Annotated in this window: 14 protein-coding genes, 1 tRNA gene, 1 pseudogene and 1 other annotated feature; of the genes and pseudogenes, 5 read left to right on the top strand and 11 right to left on the bottom strand. The window is 72.6% G+C overall.

All coding sequences use genetic code 11. The features are described 5' to 3' along the window. Nucleotides 1–35 precede the first annotated feature (35 nt). The gene (arfB, locus tag BR85_RS13930) at nt 36–473 is read left to right on the top strand and encodes an alternative ribosome rescue aminoacyl-tRNA hydrolase ArfB (protein ID WP_028497213.1); all 438 of its coding nucleotides are present in this window, start codon (nt 36–38) and stop codon (nt 471–473) included. 81 nt (nt 474–554) lie between these two features. Here the strand turns inward: arfB and BR85_RS13925 are convergent. Together BR85_RS13925 and BR85_RS13920 are read right to left on the bottom strand one after the other, a co-directional pair. Then, a tRNA-Arg gene (locus tag BR85_RS13925) sits at nt 555–627 on the bottom strand. A 71-nt stretch (nt 628–698) separates the two neighbouring features. Further along, nucleotides 699–1352 (bottom strand): hypothetical protein, encoded by a 654-nt coding sequence (locus tag BR85_RS13920; RefSeq protein WP_028497212.1) that lies wholly within the window; start codon nt 1350–1352, stop codon nt 699–701. An 83-nt stretch (nt 1353–1435) separates the two neighbouring features. Here BR85_RS13920 and BR85_RS13915 point away from each other — a divergent pair, with 83 nt between their 5' ends. Further along, a complete protein-coding gene (locus BR85_RS13915) occupies nt 1436–2293 on the top strand; it encodes an SDR family NAD(P)-dependent oxidoreductase (protein ID WP_028497211.1) in 858 nt (285 codons plus the stop codon). A 179-nt stretch (nt 2294–2472) separates the two neighbouring features. Here BR85_RS13915 and BR85_RS13910 read toward each other — a convergent pair whose 3' ends face one another. From BR85_RS13910 to BR85_RS13895, 4 genes are all read right to left on the bottom strand, one after another. Further along, complete coding sequence (locus BR85_RS13910; protein WP_028497210.1) at nt 2473–3429, bottom strand: aldose 1-epimerase family protein; 957 nt, start codon at nt 3427–3429, stop codon at nt 2473–2475. Then, nucleotides 3426–4928 carry an L-arabinose isomerase gene (gene araA / locus BR85_RS13905; protein ID WP_028497209.1) on the bottom strand — a complete coding sequence of 501 codons (1503 nt, stop codon included), beginning with the start codon at nt 4926–4928 and terminating at the stop codon, nt 3426–3428. Before araA ends, BR85_RS13910 begins: the two co-directional genes overlap by 4 nt. A 24-nt stretch (nt 4929–4952) precedes the next feature. Beyond that, nucleotides 4953–6545 carry a xylulokinase gene (locus BR85_RS13900; RefSeq protein WP_028497208.1) on the bottom strand — a complete coding sequence of 531 codons (1593 nt, stop codon included), beginning with the start codon at nt 6543–6545 and terminating at the stop codon, nt 4953–4955. A gap of 83 nt (nt 6546–6628) precedes the next feature. Then, nucleotides 6629–7618 carry a LacI family DNA-binding transcriptional regulator gene (locus BR85_RS13895; RefSeq protein ID WP_028497207.1) on the bottom strand — a complete coding sequence of 330 codons (990 nt, stop codon included), beginning with the start codon at nt 7616–7618 and terminating at the stop codon, nt 6629–6631. Nucleotides 7619–7673: 55 nt separating this feature from the next. Between BR85_RS13895 and BR85_RS13890 the strand changes: the two genes are divergently transcribed. Next, nucleotides 7674–8522, top strand: coding sequence for an NAD-dependent epimerase/dehydratase family protein (locus BR85_RS13890; protein ID WP_028497206.1), 849 nt, complete (start codon nt 7674–7676; stop codon nt 8520–8522). A 237-nt stretch (nt 8523–8759) separates the two neighbouring features. Here BR85_RS13890 and BR85_RS13885 read toward each other — a convergent pair whose 3' ends face one another. The 4 genes from BR85_RS13885 to BR85_RS13870 form a co-directional block, all read right to left on the bottom strand. Continuing rightward, nucleotides 8760–9782, bottom strand: coding sequence for a zinc-binding dehydrogenase (locus BR85_RS13885; protein WP_028497205.1), 1023 nt, complete (start codon nt 9780–9782; stop codon nt 8760–8762). Nucleotides 9783–10110: 328 nt separating this feature from the next. Continuing rightward, a complete protein-coding gene (locus tag BR85_RS13880) occupies nt 10111–10626 on the bottom strand; it encodes a hypothetical protein (protein WP_051526411.1) in 516 nt (171 codons plus the stop codon). A gap of 4 nt (nt 10627–10630) precedes the next feature. After that, entirely contained in the window at nt 10631–12703 is a 2073-nt protein-coding gene (locus tag BR85_RS13875) for a primary-amine oxidase (protein WP_036273190.1), read from the bottom strand. A 25-nt stretch (nt 12704–12728) separates the two neighbouring features. Beyond that, a complete protein-coding gene (locus tag BR85_RS13870) occupies nt 12729–14204 on the bottom strand; it encodes an APC family permease (RefSeq protein WP_028497204.1) in 1476 nt (491 codons plus the stop codon). A gap of 215 nt (nt 14205–14419) precedes the next feature. Between BR85_RS13870 and BR85_RS13865 the strand changes: the two genes are divergently transcribed. Next, the gene (locus BR85_RS13865; protein ID WP_028497203.1) at nt 14420–15901 is read left to right on the top strand and encodes an APC family permease; all 1482 of its coding nucleotides are present in this window, start codon (nt 14420–14422) and stop codon (nt 15899–15901) included. After that, nucleotides 15894–16622 (top strand): helix-turn-helix domain-containing protein, encoded by a 729-nt coding sequence (locus tag BR85_RS13860; protein ID WP_081782827.1) that lies wholly within the window; start codon nt 15894–15896, stop codon nt 16620–16622. The genes BR85_RS13865 and BR85_RS13860 overlap by 8 nt, the downstream gene beginning before the upstream one ends. 211 nt (nt 16623–16833) lie before the next feature. Here BR85_RS13860 and BR85_RS15275 read toward each other — a convergent pair. Beyond that, nucleotides 16834–17355: pseudogene (locus BR85_RS15275) on the bottom strand (IS3 family transposase); the annotation flags it as partial. After that, nucleotides 17058–17192, bottom strand: a sequence feature (AL1L pseudoknot). It overlaps the preceding pseudogene by 135 nt.

Raw genomic sequence — 17355 nt, 5'->3', positions numbered from 1 at the left:
TCGCACCGCCGTGCGCCGCGGAGGATGATGGGTGCATGGTCACACCGCACCGCCCCGGTCTGCGGGTGACGCCCGGGATCACGATCCCGGAGTCGGAGCTGTCCTGGCGGTTCTCCCGGTCGTCCGGCCCGGGCGGGCAGGGGGTGAACACGGCCGATTCCCGCGTGGAGCTCAGCTGGGATGCCGCCGGTTCGGCGGTGCTGTCGCCGCACCAGCGCGAGCGCGTGCTCGATCGGCTGAGCGGCCGGCTGGTGGACGGCGTGCTGACGATCGCGGCCTCCGAGCACCGCGCACAACTGCGCAACCGCGACGCGGCCCGCGCGCGGCTGGCCGCGATCGTGGCCGAGGCTCTCCGGCCGCCCGCGCCCGCCCGGCGACCGACGAAGCCGACCCGCGGCGCCAAGGAGCGCCGATTGAGCGAGAAGCAGCGGCGCACCGACATCAAGCGGCTGCGCCGCCGGCCGATCGATTGAGCCGGGGGCGAGAGCATCCCCGGAAACACGAAAACCCGCGGGATTCCGCGGGTCTTCGATCGTTACTGTCTCAACACAGTGTGCGCCCGAAGGGACTCGAACCCCTAACCTTCTGATCCGTAGTCAGATGCTCTATCCATTGAGCTACGGGCGCATGGTCTTTGCTCTCGCAAGGCCAGCGACCAGAATACCCCAGACCGGCGGATCCTCCGAATCGAGGGCCGCCTACTCCAATTCGGCGGGGTCGAATCCCCCGGCGGGGGCGTCGCCATCGTGGATGACCTCGGGCTCCACGCCGCTCTCGCGCAGCGCCGACTGCTTCTCCACGCTGCGCCGATGCGCGCGCAGCTTCGGCAGGTCGACGAGGCGCAGCGCCTGCATGCGTGCGATGCGCATCCGGTCGTAGTCGGGCTCGAGGTCGGGCCGCGCGGCCTCGATGCGCAGCGTCCGGTCGATGTTGCCGGCGACCTCGTGCCACGCCGCTTCCCGCGCGTCCGCGATGAGCTTGCCGAGCTCCTCTTCGTCCTCGGCCCGCGCGCGCAGCTCGCGCGCGACGTGCTGCGACTGCTTGCGGCGGCGGCGGAGGTTGCGGATGTCGCGGCTGCGATAGTCGTGCGTGCCGTCGGAGTCGGTGTGCCGCCCGCGGGCCGCCTTGCGGTCGCGCTCGGCGCGCGCGGCATCCTCCTCGGCCTCGTCGGCGAGCGCGAGCAGCGCGGCGCGCGCATCGGGGAGGAACCGCTCCGAGTCGAAGTCCTCCCCCTCGGCGAGGATGTGCACGAGGATGCTGTTCTTCAAGCTCAGCCGGGTCGCCGCGGACGCGATGTACAGCCCCTCAGCGACGACGTCGCGTGTGCGCACGCGCTGCTGCTTCTCGGCCACGGGTCCCCCTCCCCTCGATCCTAGGGAAGGGCGTCGGCCAGAATCGACGGTAGAGACGGAACAAATCGAGAACAGGGGTACGGATGCCACGACTGGACGTCACCGGCGCGACGAGCGTCGTCACCGGCGCAGCCGCCGGCATGGGCGCCGAAGTCGCCCGCCGGCTCGCGGCCGGCGGGGCGCGGCTCGCGCTCGTCGACCGGGATGCGGCGGGCCTCGCGGCGGTGTCGGCATCCCTGCCCGGCACGGGCCACACGACGCACGTGGTGGACCTCTCGGACGACGCGGCCGTGACGGCCGCTGCGGCCGACATCACGGCATCCCACCCGCACGTGCAGACCCTCATCACCTGCGCCGGCTCGTCCATGCTCGGCAGCATCGACCAGCTCACGATGGCGGAGATGCGCTGGCTCATGGACGTGAACCTCTGGGGCACGGTCAACATCACGCAGGCGCTGCTGCCCGCGCTGCGCCGCGCCCCCGCCGCGCACATCACGCACCTCGTCTCGATCTACGGGCTCGCGGCACCGGCGGGGCGCATCCCGTACGCGATGAGCAAGTACGCCGTCCGCGGGTTCACCGAGGCGCTCCGCCATGAGCTCGAAGGGTCGACCGTCACGGTCGGCGCCGTGTACCCCGCCGGGGTGAAGACCGGGATCATCCTCCGCGGACGTTATGCCGCGGCGATCGACCCGGCGGTCGCCGATCGGGCCGCACAGGCGCAGGCGAGGATGTACCACACCGAGCCCGCCGACGCCGCGGCGAAGATCGTCGACGCCACGATCAGGCGCCGCGCGCGGACGATGATCGGGCGTGAAGCTCGCCTCGTCGACGTGCTGACGCGGATCACGCCGACGCGATACTGGGCCGCGATGCGGCGACCCCTCCGCGACGCGATCGACACGACGACCCCGGTGGGCGGCGCCACGGGGATCGAGTGACGGCAGCGGCCTGCCGCCCCTCTCCCCGTGGTCATCGGCACGGTCCTGGGCACGGCCCGCTGCAAACTGCAGGATCGACGGTGACGGATGAGGCGGACGACCGCTCATCCGCCCCGTGCGTCACACCGCATCCTGCAGATTGCCGTGCGGGTCAGGGGCGCCGCCGGCGGGCCGCAGGCTCAGAGCGCCGAGATCCGCCAGGATGCCGTCGCCGTTGCGCCCGGAGCGATCGTGAGCAGTCCCGCGTCGTAGTCGTAGCGGTCGGCGTTGAAGGCGTCCGGCGCGCACGTCATCGGCTCGATGGCGAGGCCGCCGCGGTGCCCCGGCTGCGCGGGGCCACCGGGCAGGTCGGCCGTGTGCACCTGCACCCAGGGGCACTCCGCGCCCCACGTCATCTGGACGCCGCCGCCGGCGGGGTCGGTCAGCCGGACCGTGGCGGTGCCGTCGGCGTCCCGGGCGAGCTCCGTGTACGCGTGGTCGATCTCGACGGCGCCGAGCGTCCGCGCGGCACGGAAGTCGAAGCGGTCCGCGTCGAGGTCGTCCACGGCGTGCAGCGCGACAGGGGCGAGCCGGTCGGGCGTGACGTCGAGGACCTGGGCGGCGGGGAGCTCCAGCGACCAGGCGTTCAGCCCGCTGGGTCCGGCCACGAGGTACGGGTGCGGACCGGTGCCGAACGGCGCCGTGCCGGCACTCTCGTTCGTCGCCCGCACGGTCTGCGTGAGCCCGGCCGCGTCAAGCCGGTAGGTCGTCTCGACGCGCACCCGCCAGGGGTAGCCGGTCTGGGGCACGATGTCGCCGGCGAGCGTCACCTCGTCCTCGCCCTGCGCCACGACGCCGAACTCGAGCCACGCGACGAGGCCGTGCAGGGCGTGGCCGCGCTCCGGCTCGGTGAGCGCCGTCCGGTACGACGTCCCGTCGAAGGTGTACCGCCCGTCGACGACCCGGTTCGGCCACGGCGCGAGCGTCGCGCCGCGGTAGCCGGGCCGCACCTCGTCGGCGCCGAACGGCACGACGAGGTCGCGGCCGGCGTGCGTCAGCCGGCGCAGCGACGCGCCGACGCTCGCGACCGTCGCCGCGTAGCCGCCCGACCGGAGCTCGTACGCCGTGCCGGAGACCGGCGTCGCCGAGCCGCTCACAGGCCCTGCGCCAGACGCCAGTACGCCTGGTTCCAGCGCAGCTCCTTCTGGAATCCGCGCACGGTCGTGTCTTCGTCGATCACCAGCAGCTCCGTCCCGGCCATCTCCGCGAAGTCACGGAACACCTCGATCCCGACGGCCGTCGTCATCACGGTATGGTGCGCGGCGCCGGCGGTCAGCCAGCACGCCGCGGACGTCGCGAAGTCGGGGGCGGGCTTCCAGACGGCGCGACCGACGGGCAGCTGCGGGAGGTCGGGGGCGGCGACGTTCTCCACGACGTTCGCGACGAGCCGGAACCGGTCGCGCATGTCGCTCATCGCGACGACGAGAGCCGGGCCCGGGTCGGCGGTGAAGACGAGGCGCACCGGGTCGTCCTTGCCGCCGATGCCGAGCGGGTGGATCTCCAGCCGCGGCTTGGCGGTCGTGAGCGACGGCGCGACTTCGAGCATGTGCGCGCCGAGGATCTTCTCGTCGCCCGCGACGAGGTCGTAGGTGTAGTCCTCCATGAGGCTCGCACCGCCCGGGAGGCCGGCGCCCATGACGTTCGCGACGCGGACGAGGATCGCGGTCTTCCAGTCGCCCTCGGCGCCGAACCCGTAGCCCGCCGCCATGAGGCGCTGCACCGCGAGTCCGGGCAGCTGCTTCAGCTCCCCGAGGTCTTCGAACGAGGTCGTGAACGCCCCGAACCCGCCGTCCTCGAGGAAGGAGCGCAACCCGACCTCGATCGCGGCGCCGTCCCGCAGCGACTGGTGCCGCGCAGCGCCGGGCAGGAGCTCCTCCGCGACGTCGTAGGCCGCGATGTACTCCTCGATGAGCGCGTCGATGTGCGCGTCGGTGGCCTGCGCGACGGCATCCGCGAGTTCGTTGACGCCCCACGTGTTGACCTGCACGCCGAACCGCAGCTCGGCCTCCGTCTTGTCGCCCTCCGTGACGGCGACGTAGCGCATGTTGTCGCCGAAGCGGGCGAGCTTGAGCGTGCGCGCGGCCTGGCGGCCGGCGGCGGCGCGCTGCCAGTCCTCGATCTGCTGCCGGACGACGGGGTTCGACACGTGCCCGACGACGGTCTTGCGGGGCACGCCGAGGCGCGTCTGGATGTAGCCGAACTCGCGGTCGCCGTGGGCGGCCTGGTTGAGGTTCATGAAGTCGAAGTCGATGTCGGCCCAGGGCAGCTCGACATTGGCCTGCGTGTGCAGGTGCAGCAGCGGCTTCTGCAGCGCGTCGAGCCCGGCGATCCACATCTTCGCGGGGCTGAAGGTGTGCATCCAGGCCATCACGCCGATGACGCTGTCGTCGCTGTTGGCCTCGAGCGCGAGCCGACGGATCGAATCGGCGTCCTTCAGGACAGGCTTCCACTCGACGCGGACGGGCAGTCCGTCGAGGCGCGCGACGACCTGCTGCGACTGCTCCGCGACCTGGCGGAGGGTCTCTTCGCCGTACAGGTTCTGGCTGCCGGTGACGAACCAGACGGTGTAGCCGTCGAGGGAGGAGGAGAGAGGCATGCGTGTTCCTTCGATAGAGGTGAGTCAGAGGGATGCCACGGCGGCCGCCTCGACGGCGAGCCCGGCGCGGTAGCGGTCGAGGTAGGCGGCGAATCCCGCGACGTCGGCGGGGTCGGGGTCGGCGACGGCGATCGGCGCACCCGCGAAGACCCGGTCGTCGAGGTAGGCGCCGAGGTCGGTGCCGCCGGAAAGGCGGAAGGCGGCCAGGACGGCGATCCCCCACGCGCCCCCCTCGGATGCCGTCTCGCCGACGGCCACGGGGGCATCGAGGGCCCCCGCGAGGAAGCGCTGGGCGACGCCGGCGGTGCGGAAGAGCCCGCCGTGCGCCGTCATCCGGTCGAGCGCGACGGATTCCTCCGCGAGCACGCGCATGCCGAGGGCGAGCGTGCCGAACACGCCGTACAGCTGCGCCCGCATGACGTTCGCGAGGGTCAGCCGGCTGTCCGGGGTGCGGACGAACAGCGGCCGCCCCTCGTCGAGCCCGGCGATCGGCTCACCGGCGAGGTGGTTGTACGCGAGGAGCCCGCCGGCATCCGCGTCGCCGTCGAGCGCTTCGCGGAACAGCACGTCGAACACGGCGTCGGACGAGACCGGCGACCCGGAGGCCTCCGCGAACCGGCCGAACAGCCCGGCCCAGGCGGCGAGCTCGCTCGCGCCGTTGTTGCAGTGCACCATCGCGACGGGGTCGCCAGCCGGCGTCGTGACGACGTCGAGCTCGTGGTGCACGCCGTGCAGCGGACGCTCCAGAACCACCATCGCGAAGATGCTCGTCCCCGCGCTGACGTTGCCGGTACGCGGGGCGACGGCGTTCGTCGCGACCATGCCGGTGCCGGCGTCGCCCTCCGGCGGGCAGAACGGGATGCCGGGCCGCAGCACGCCGGTCGGGTCTAGCAGGACGGCGCCCTCCGGGGTGAGTGTGCCGGCGTCCGCGCCCGCGACGAGCGCCTCGGGCAGGAGGTCGAGCAGCGGCGGGGTGGAGCCGGCTGCGAGATCGTCGTAGCGGCGCACGAGATCCCGGTCGTAGTCGCCGGTCGCCGGGTCGATCGGGAACATGCCGGAGGCGTCGCCGACACCGAGGACGCGGCGCCCCGTGAGCTCCCGGTGCACGTACCCGGCGAGGGTCGTGAACGACGCGAGGTCCGCGATGTGCGGCTCGCCGTCGAGCACGGCTTGGCGGAGGTGGGCGATCGACCAGCGCAGCGGGATGTTCACCCCGAAGAGATCGCTGAGCTCGGCGGCGGCGGCTCCGGTGTCCGTGTTGCGCCAGGTCCGGAACGGCACGAGCAGCTCGCCCGCCGCATCGAACGCGAGGTACCCGTGCATCATCGCCGAGACGCCGATCGCGCCGATGGTCTCCAGGCGTGCGCCATGGCGGCGCTCGACGTCGGCGACGAGACCGGCGTACGCCGCCTGCAGGCCCGACCAGACGGCATCCAGCGGGTAGGTCCACCGGCGATCGGCGAAGACGTTCTCCCACTCGTGCACGCCGACCGCGAGGACGGTCGCCGGGTCGTCGGCGTCGATGAGGCAGGCCTTGATGCGGGTCGAGCCGAGCTCGATGCCGAGCGCGGTGCGCCCCGCGACGATCGCGTCGTGTGCGGGCGATGCTGCGGTCACGGTGCCTCCGTTGGTTCGTGACGAGGGACGATCGACATGTTACCGGTAACACACGATGGATGCCAGAGCGCAGGCGGTGCGGATCAGCGTGGCGCCGTGGAGTCCCGGACCACGAGGCGGGGAGGGGCCGCGGCGGCAGCCGTCCCCGGCGCGACGAGCTCGCCGATGCAGCGACGCGCCTCCCCCGCGATGTCCAGGCGCACCGTCGTGAGCGCGGGCCGGTAGAAGCCGGCATCCGGGTTGTCGTCGAACCCCGTGATCGACACGTCGGCGGGCACGCGCACCCCGAGATCGAACAGGCCCGCGATGAGGCCCAGCGCCATCTGGTCGTTCGCGACGGCGACCGCCGTCGGACCGTCCGGCGCGCGCACGGCCGCGGCGACCTCCTTGGCGAGCGCCGCCCCGCCGGCCGCCGACCAGTCACCCTCCCAGCGCCCCGCGCCGGTCAGCGCGTGGCGGGCGAGGGCGTCGTCCATGCCGCGGTCGCGGAGGCCCGCCTCGTGCCACGCGGCCGGTCCCGCGACGCGGGCGATCCGGCGGTGGCCGAGCTGCGCGAGATGATCCACGGCGAGCGCCGCGCCGTCCACCTGAGGGGCCTCGCCCGCGCCGCCCTGCAGGACGACGAGCGGAACCCCCTGCACGCTGTCGCCGAGCGTGCGCAGCGTCGCGGTGTGCGGCGCGACCACGACGATCCCGTCGACGCCCTGCGCGAGCAGGTGGTCGACCGCCGCACCGACGGCAGCGGGGTCGGAGCCGTCGGCATACGCCGTGGAGATCCAGCGGCCGGCGGCCCGCGCGGCCGCCTCGAGGGCGGCGATGCCGGCAGCGGGGCCGAACAGGTCGGAGTCGGACGCGAGCACCCCGATGGTGCGGGTCGTCGAGGTGCCGAGCGAGCGGGCCGCGTTGTTCATCCGGTAGCCGAGGTCGGCCATCGCCTGCTCGACCCGCGCCCGTGTCTCAGGCCGGATGTGGGGATGCTCGTTGATCACGCGCGACACCGTCTGCGTCGAGACGCCGGCGCGCGCCGCGACCTCGCGCATGCCCACGCGCTCGGTGCCGCTCCGCTGTCCCATGTGGCCGAGGTTACCGGTCACACCGGGGCGGCCCGCGGCGTGCCACGCTGGAGGCATGCGCATCGCCGTCACCGGGTCCTCCGGCAAGCTGGGAACCGTCGTCGTCCGCGAGCTGCGAGCCGCAGGCCACGAGGTGATCGGCCTCGACGCCGTGGGCCTGCGCGGCCCGGGCTTCGTTCAGGTCGACCTCACCGACTACGGGCAGGTCGTCGACGCGCTCACCTCTGTGGGCGATCAGCACGACGGGGTCGAGGCGCTCGTGCATCTGGCGGCGATCCCGGCCCCCGGCATCCGCGCCGACGTCGCGACCTTCCACAACAACATCGCGGTCACCTTCAATGTCTTCTGGGCGGCGCTGCGACTGGGCATCACGCGGATCGTCTACGCATCCAGCGAGACCGTCCAGGGGCTGCCGTTCGACGTCCCCCCGCCGTACGTTCCCGTCGACGAGGACTACCCGGCGCGCCCCGAGTCGGTCTACTCCCTGGTCAAGCACCTCGAGGAGCAGCTCGCGATCGAGCTCGTGCGGTGGCATCCGCAGGCGTCGATCACGGCGCTGCGGTTCTCCAACGTCATGGTGCCGGAGGATTACGCGGAGTTCCCGGCGTTCGATGCCGACCCGCGCCTGCGGAAGTGGAACCTGTGGAGCTACATCGACGCGCGCGACGGCGCCCAGGCGATCCTGCGCGCGCTGGAGGTGGCCCCCGCCGGCTTCGACCGCTTCCTCATCGCGGCGGCCGACACCGTCATGACCCGGCCGAACGCCGAGCTGATCGCCGAGGTCTTCCCCGGCGTCGAGGTGCGCGGCGAGGTGGGCGTCAACGACTCGCTGTTCTCGACGGCGAAGGCGCGGCGTCTGCTGGGGTACGAGCCGCAGCACTCCTGGCGCGACGCGCAGGGCTGACGGCGCGACGCGCAGGGGTGGCGGCGCCCCGCATCGCTCCGCGGGCGGCGGGGTGGGCGGTTCCGGAGGAGATGACGCATCGGCAGGCTGCCACGGACCAGGTGATCCTCCCGACGTGACATCTCCTCCCGGACGGCACGCCGCGCCCGTGCCCGGCGCACGGTGGGGGGCGGATGCCGAGCGGATGAAGGGCGGATGCCGAGCGGATGCCGAGCGGATGGAGGCGGATGCCGCGACTCAGGGCCGGACGAGGACCTTCAGCGCCTCGCGGGCATCCATGAGCCGGTACGCCTCGGGGATCTCCTCGAGCCCGACCTCGCGGTCGAACACGGCGCCCGGGTCGACCGTGCCGTCCAGGATGCCGGGCAGCAGCCGGTCGATGTACGCCCGGACGGGCGCGACGCCGCCGGTGATCGTGATGTTGCGATCGAACTGCGTCCGCCCGATGGGCCCGGACGTGTACTGCGGGACCCCGACGCGGCTGACCGCCCCGCCGTCGCGGACGATGCCGAGCGCCTGCTCGTACGCGGGCAGGTGGCCCACGGCATCCACGACGACGTGCGCCCCGTCGCCGCCGGTGAGGTCGCGGACCGCCGCGATTCCCTCGTCGCCGCGCGCCGCCACGACATCGGTCGCGCCGTAGCGGCGGCCGAGGTCGGTCCGCGCGTCGTGCCGCCCCATCAGGATGATGCGCTCCGCGCCGAGCTGCCGCGCCGACAGCACGGCAAGGAGGCCGACGGCGCCGTCGCCGATCACCGCGACCGTCTTCCCGGGGCCCGCGCCGCCGGTGAGGGCCGCGTGGTAGCCGGTGCCGTAGACGTCACTGAGGGTCAGGAGTCCCGGCATCCGCTCGTCGTCCTCGTCGACGTCGAGGCGGTACAGCGTCCCGTCGGCCAGCGGCGCGCGCCGGTACTGCGCCTGCGCGCCGCCGGTGCGCTGCCGCCCGAAGCGGCACGAGGTCTGCAGCCCTTCGCGGCAGAAGTCGCATTCGCCGCACGACCAGACGAACGGCACGATGACGACGTCGCGGGGCTTCACCGTGCGGACGTCGGCGCCGATCTCCTCGACGACGCCGATCATCTCGTGCCCCATCGAGGACCCGCGCTCACGCACCGGCATCGTGTGGAACGGATGCAGGTCGCTGCCGCACACGCAGGCCGCTGCGACCCGGAGGACGGCGTCGGTCGGCTGCTCGATGGTCGGATCGGGGGCGTCGACGACGCGGACGTCACCCGCGCCGAACATGTAGGTGGCTCGCATGGTCCGATTCAACTACGGATGCTGTGGCCGCGGGCCTCGGGAGGTTCGCGTCGGCGGGGCGGGCGCCCAAATGGGGGCAGCTCGCGCCGTCTCGCGCGGGTCGAGGCGGCGCGAGCTGACACCTTTTCCAGGGCCGCGAGGATCCAGCGCGCAGAAGGACAGCTCATGCCGCGTCGAGCGACTCGAGGCGGCGCGAAGTGACACCTTTCCCAGGGCCATGAGGGTGCAGCGCGCAGAAGGTGGCAGCTTGTGCCGCCTGGCGCGGGTCGAGGCGGCGCGAGCTGACACCTTTCCCGGAGACACGCCCGGGGCCGAGCTCGGCCCCGGGTCAGACGAGGGCCGCGAGCCCCATGAGGAGGGTCGATGCGCCCATGGCGGCGTACTGGAGGCGGTCGAGCCGCGGCATCCCGCGCACCGCGAGGACGGCCGACGCGCCGACGTAGGCCGCCGTCATGCCCCCGACTCCGACGGCGAGGCCGGCCGCGCCGACGCCGTGCGCGTGGCCCGCGGCGTGACCGGTGCCGTGGGCGCCCATCGCGACGGTCAGCGCCGCCATCACGACGAGGCCGAGTGTCGTCATGATGATCATGGCCGGCGTGGCGTGCGAGCCCGCGCCCCGGCGCCGCCCGCGCACGGCGGCCAGCGCGATCGCGGCGACGACGAGGAGCGCGGCCCAGAAGACCGGAGCGATCAGCGCCGCGCCGGTCGCGGCATCCGCCATGGCGAGCACCATCAGGACGGATGCCGCGAGCTCAGGCGCCCGCGCCCGCCCCCGGTCGGCGGCGACACAGCACGCGCCGAGCGTGGCGGGCGCGAGCGCCCAGAGGTGGAGCAGGTCGGCCATGCGCTCAGTGGCCGTGCGCGCCGTGGTCGTGCGAGGCGTGCCCGCCGTGCGCGCCGTGCTCGTGCGCGCCGTGGCCCGCGTGCGAGTCGTGACCGGCGTGGTGGTCGTGGTCGCCCGCGACGGCGTGCGACCCCGCCGTCCCCGCCGAGCAGTGGTCGGAGACCGGCGCCGGCACGTTCAGCGTGGGGTTGCGCTCGAAGAAGTTGTACGGCTTCAGCGTGAACTTGGCGTAGTCCATCGGCATGACCGGCCAGTCCTCGTTGCGCGGGAAGTGCGTCAGGCCGAACGTGTGCCACAGCACGAGGTCTTCCCCGACGAGCGGCTCGTCCCCCGCGATGAAGGCGGGGATCCCGCCGCCGCCCGGATGCTGGTTGACGAAGTCGCCGGCCGCATACCGCTCGGCGGGGTCGTACTTCGTGACGAAGAGGTTCTTCGTCGCGAACGCGGCGCGCGACGCGATCGAGGACGTGTCGTCGGCGAGCAGCACGGGCGTCTCGGTCGGGAAGAGCATGTACGAGGTGGGCTGCCCCATCGACGTCGTCTTCTCGGTCGAGGCGATCTGCCACACGCGGTTCACCGCGCCGTCCGCGACACGGCCGGACACGAGCTCCGACGTGATCGGCGTCACCTGCTTCGTGAAGGCGTTGCCGGCCGGGTTGGTCTCGGAGATCGGCACCCGCACGGCGTCGATCTCGTTGACGACGTTGGCGAGGCCGTCCACGGTCATGTCCAGTCGGGCCGAGAACAGGTGCTGGTGGTAGGGCGCACCGAGTCCCGGCGCGACCTGCGACGCGAACGGGTAGTCCTCCCCGGGGTAGGACGAGGTGAACAGGATGCCGGTGAGCTTGGCCTCGCATTCGATCGTGCCGTCGAGGTAGAGGTACCAGAAGAACCCGTAGTCGTAGTTGCCGACCGTCGTGAAGAAGGAGATGACGAGGCGGCGCTGACGGCGCACTTCGCTGGCCCCCGTGAAGATGTCGGTGTGCTTCCAGAGCGAGCCGAAGTCCTCCTCGTGCATGCACACGCCGTTGCGGACGGTGCGCGGGGCGCCCAGCTCGTCGGCCAGCACGGCGTCGAGGTAGGTGATGTCGCCGACGCAGTCGCAACCGAGTTCCAGCTCGTTCGTGTACCGGCCGAACAGGTACTCGCCGGTGTCGAAGTAGTTCTGCCAGAACCGGTTCGGTGCGGGGTCGGCGTAGGGCACGACCATCTCGCTGATCGACCCGCGGTACATGACGGGGCGGCCGGCGAAGGTGAGCTGGCGCAGGATGAGACCCTCGCGGGTGTCGAACCCGATCCGCAGGTCCCACTCCCCCCACGTGACGTGCTCCCCGTCGACCGTGAAGCTCGCGCCCTCCGGCTGCGTGATGACGATCGGCTTGAGCCCCTCCAGGGGTGCACCCTGCAGCTCCGGGTCGTCGTAGTTGCCGCTCGTCTGCGGCACCTCGAACCCGGGGGTGTCGACGATGCGGATGACCTTCCGGTCCGCGACGTCGATGTACGCCGTGAGGCCGTCGACGGGGTGCGCCCACGGGTGGTCGGCGGGGTGGAACTGCTGGAATGCGAAGGTGCGGAGGATGCGGCGCCCCTCCTCCTCTGGGTAGCCGTAGTGCCCGGCCGACAGCGGGACCAGCACGACGTCGTCGGTCGTGAGGCCCCGGGCGGCGAGCGCCGCGATCCAGCCGGCATCCGCGTTCGCGATGAGCTCGACCTCTTCGAACTCGGCGTCCAGGATCGGCAGCTGACCGGCCGTGCCGTCCAGGACCGTCTCGGAGACGACCTCGCCGGTGGCGAGGGAGACCACCAGGTCGGACGAGCGCGTGGTCGTCAGGTCGAGCAGCTGCACGCGGGCGCGCCGCTCGGGCAGCTCCCCGCCCGCCTCCCACGCGAGGACCTCCGCCTTGTGCGGCTCCTCGAGCCCGACGTAGGCGAACCGGGTGCGGTCGGTCGTCTCCGGCAGCGCGAGCACGACGGCGCGGACGGCTTCGAGCTCCGCCGCGGTGAGCGAGGACAGCGGGTGCGCGGGGGCGGGCGGTGCCGTGTGGGCGGCGGTGGACTGGATGTCGGTGATGCTCATGGGTGGTTCTCCTTGCGGTGGGGCTTCAGGCGGCGATCGAGTCGGTGAGCTTGGCGTACGCGGCGGGCCGGCGGGCCTTGATCCAGGCGGCCTGCAGGTAGCCGGCGACGGGGAAGACGACGACGAGGGCGAGCAGGAACCAGCTGAGGCCGCCGAAGACCGGCGCCCCCTCGGCATCCACATCGCCCACCATGATCGGGAAGTAGGCGATGATCAGGGCCGCCGAGAGCACGAGCCCGAGGAAGCCGAGCCCCGGCGCGAGGATCGTGTTCCAGAGCCGGGTGTCCTTGCGCGTCTTGACGAAGTAGACGATGACGGCGACCGAGGTGAGCGCCATGAGGATCGCGATGGCGAGGGTCGCGACGCCGGCGAACCACGTGAAGACCGCGAGCACCGGGTCGAGCTGGAACAGCGCGAACACGGCGATGAGGACGACCGACGTCCCGGTCTGCACGACGGAGGACACGTGCGGCGAGAGGTGCGCGTGGTGGACCGAGGCCAGCTTGTCGGGCAGGACGCCCGCGGCGGCCATCGAGTGCTGGTAGCGGGTGACGACGTTGTGGAAGGACAGCACGCACGCGAACATCGACGTGATCAGGAGGACGTTGGTGATGATCTCGCCGGTCGCGCCCAGGTAGGCGGCCATCGTGCGGAGGATGAGGCTGCCGGGATCGGCCGCGGCCTCGTCGAGCACGGCATCCGGCCCCCACGCCATCACGAGACCCCACGAGGCCAGCGTGTAGAACAGGCCGATGCCGATGACGGCCATGTAGGTCGCGCGCGGGATCGTCTTGTCGGGGTCCTTCGCCTCGTCGCGGAAGATCGCGGTGGCCTCGAAGCCGATGAACGCGGCGATCGCGAACATGAGCCCGACACCGGGCGACCCGCTGACGACGTTCGCGGGCTCGAAGGGGGCGAGGCTGAGGCCGTCCGCGCCGCCGGAGAAGACGACTGCGGCGACGAGGACGGCCACGACGCCGACCTCGGCGATCAGCAGGACCCCGAGCACCTTGCTGGAGAGGTCGATGTGCCGGTAGCCGAGGATGCCGACGAGCCCGATGACCAGCAGCGAGAACAGCCACCAGGGCAGCGCGACGGCGGTGTAGGTCTCCAGCGTGTAGCTCAGGATGAAGCCGATGTAGCCGTACACCGACACCTGGATGGTCGTGTACGTCAGCATCGCGAGCCACGCGGCGGCGAGGCCGTTGGAGCGACCGAGCCCGTAACCGACGTACGTGAAGAATGCGCCGGGCTTCGGGATGTGACGCGACATCGCCGCGAGGCCGACGGCGAAGAGCAGCAGGATGACGGCGCTGATGGCGTAGAGCGCGGGGAATCCCGCGCCGTTGCCGAGCAGGATGCCGAGTGGCGCGGCGCCGCCGATGACGGTGAGCGGTGAGGCGGCGGCGACGACCATGAAGACGATGGCGGTGGCGCCGAGGGAGCCCGACAGCGTCCGCTTCGCGGATGCCTCGACTCCCGGAGATTCGAGCTGGGTCATGGGGTTCCCTTCGGGCGGGCGGGACGTTTCCCCCCACCGTGGACCGTCGTCGTTGCCCGGCGGTCTCGCCCGTGTGAAACCTCCCGGCATCCCGAACGGGACGCCGCGCGCGCGGTGTCTCATTCGGACGACACGAACGCGAAACATGGCGGTAGTCGCGGGGCAACGGGGTCTCGGTAGCGTCGGCCACGCGCAGATCCAGAGGCGGAGGCCCCATGACAGCTCTCGAGCGCGCGATCGCCCGCCCCGACCCGGTCCACGAGTTCGCGGCGACGTCGCCCCTGGACGGCCTCGAGCGCCGGACCGTGGGATTCGCCGACGTCCTGGCGCAGTCCGTCGCCGCCGTGGCGCCCGCCGCCGCCGCGACCACCGTCATCCTGCTCGTGGCCGGCGCCGCCGGTGGCGCGACGCTGCCCGCGGTGGCGCTCGCCACCGTGCTCGCCCTGCTCGTCGCGGGGACCGTCACACAGTTCACGCGGCGTCTCGCAGCGAGCGGATCGCTCTACACGTACGCGGCGCGCGGGCTCGGCCCGACGGCGGGCCTCGCGACCGGCGCCGCGATCATCGTCGGGTACGCGTTCATCTCTGTCTTCGCGCTGCTCGGCGGCGCGCACTACCTGTCGATGCTGCTCGCACGGGTCGCGCCGGGGGTTCCGGCGCCGCTCGCCGCGATCGCCGCGCTCGTCGGCGAGGCCGCGGTGCTCGCGGTCGTGCTCGTGCGCGGCATCCGGCTCTCTGCGCGGATCGCGCTCATCGTCGAGTCGGTGTCGGTCGCGCTGATCGTCACGCTGCTGACGGCGCTCCTCGTGCAGATCGGGCCGTTCGACATCTCGGCGATCCTCCCGCCGGGCGGGGTGTCGGTCTCGGCTGTGGCGGCCGGCGCCGTGCTCGCGCTCACCGCGTTCGTCGGGTTCGAAAGCTCCGCGACGCTCGGAGTGGAGGCGCGCGCGCCGCTGCGCAACATCCCCCGCGCGATCGTCGGGACGGTACTCGTCGCGGGTGCGCTGTACCTGCTCGCCGCGTACACGCAGGTCGCCGGGTTCGCGGCGATCGGCCGCGACCTGGTGACCTCCGCAGCTCCCATCGACGAGCTCGCCGGCGCGTTCGGCCTCGCGCCGTGGGCGGCGGCGGCCGACGTGGGGATCGCCGCGTCGTTCCTCGCGTGCGCCATCGCGTCGACGACGGCGCTGACCCGCGTGCTGTTCGCGATGGGCCGCGACGGCGTCGGGCCGCACTTCCTCGGCCGCACCCACCCGCGGCACCGGACGCCCATCGGCGCCGTGTGGCCTACCGTCACGGCGATCGCCGCGCTGCCGGTCGTCATCGTCGCGCTGGGCGTTCGCCCCTGGGATGCCATGGGTGCCGTCATCGTGATCTCCGCGGTCGGCTACATCACGGCGTACGCGATCGTGTGCGCCGCCGCGCCGGTGTTCCTCCGCCGCATCGGCGAGACGACCGTCGCGGCCACCGTCGTCGCGGCGACCGCCGCGATCGCGATCGTCGGCTGCCTCGCGGTCTACCTCGTGGTCGAGGCACAGCAGGGAAATCCCGGCGTCTGGATCTCGCTGGGCCTCGGCGGCCTCGCCGGAGCCCTGATCGCGTGGCGGCGCCGCAGCGGCGCCCCGCTCGACGGCATCGGCGGGTACGACGAGCCGACGGCATCCCATGTCCTGGGCGGGGTCGCGCGCGATGGGTGAGCCGGCGGGAGTGGGCGCGGGCGGTGCGGCGGGGGACGCGGCGGGGAGCGCAGCGCCGACCCTCAGCGCGCGGCAGCCGCGCGCGATCCACAGTGCGCTCACGGTGCTCGAGGCGGTCGCGGCGCTCGGCGCCGGCGTCACGGCGCGCGAGATCTCCCTCGCCCTCGGCCTGCCACGGGCCACGGCCTACCGGCTGCTGAACCTGCTGGTCCAGGACGAGTACCTCGTCCGCACGCCCGACCTCGCGGGCTTCGCGCTCGGCGCGAAGGTCATCCACCTCGCCGCTGCGGCCGCGCCGGTCCGCATCCCGCGCGCGGCGCGCGACATCGTCGAGGAGACGCGGCGGCGGGTGCGCGGCGGCGTCCACCTCGTCGTGTACACGGAGGGGCGCATCGTCGTGGCCGACGCCGACCCCGACTTCCCGCTGTCCGACGAGCAGCGCCTCGCGCGTGAGCCGGAGAGGTTCGCGCTGGGACTCCTGCGGGACGTGGACGCCCGCCCCTCGTCCGCGCCGGACGCCGCCGCGGACCTGCGCACCTACGGCGTCGTGCGTCGCGCGGGAGCGACGTCGGGATGCCTCGCAGCGCCGATCCGCGACGCGTCCGGCGTGCTGGCGGGCGCACTGGCGTACTCCGGGCCGCGGCGGCGCGTCGACGATCCGGCGGAGACCGCGGCGCTGCTCGTGGCCGCGGCGCGGGAGCTCGGGCCGCTCATCACCTGAGCGTGGGCGGGCGCGGGTGCGCGCTGGGATTGGGGTCAGTTCGTGCCGCCTCGCGAGGGTCGAGGCGACACCAAGTGACCCCAAACTTATGAGGCCCAGAGCGCGCCCTGGATTGGTGGCAGTTCGAGCCGCCTCGCGAGGGTCGAGGCGACACCAAGTGACCCCGACTCGTGAGGCCCGTGAAGCGCCCTGGGTCTGGTGGAGACTCGCGCTATTTGATTCCGACCAGCGGTTCGCGGTCGGCTTGGACAGCATAGAACGCGTTCTCGAACTCGGCGGGCGGGACGTCGCCGAGGTAGCCATGGAGGCGCTGCGTGTTGTGCCAGTGCACCCAGCCGAGCGTCGCGAGCTCGAGATCCTCGACCGTCTTCCACGGCCCCGAACGCGCGGGTCCGCGGACGAGTTCGGCCTTGTCTTGGCGGCGTAGTAGCTGCTCGGAGCCACCTGCAGCAGTCTGCAGATGAGCTCGACTCCGAGTCGGCGACCGTCCACGACGTCGTCCTTGTTCGCGTCGATGAACGCGACTACTTCCGGTAGTGGCGGTCGAGCTCCGCCCCGAAGAAAGACGCCGCCCGCTTGAGCACCTCGTTGGCCCGACGAAGCTCCCGGTTCTCCTGCTCAAGCTCCCGCACCCGCTGCGCCTCGGCGCTGCTCACGCCCGGGGTGACGCCGTCGTCGATGTCGGCCTGCTTCACCCACATCCGCACGGACTCGACCCCGTAGCCGAGCTGCG

The sequence above is a fragment of the Microbacterium sp. UNCCL10 genome (genome assembly GCF_000746195.1).
GTDB classification, from domain to species: Bacteria; Actinomycetota; Actinomycetes; order Actinomycetales; family Microbacteriaceae; genus Microbacterium; species Microbacterium saccharophilum.
This window is presented reverse-complemented; position numbering and strand designations above follow the sequence as displayed.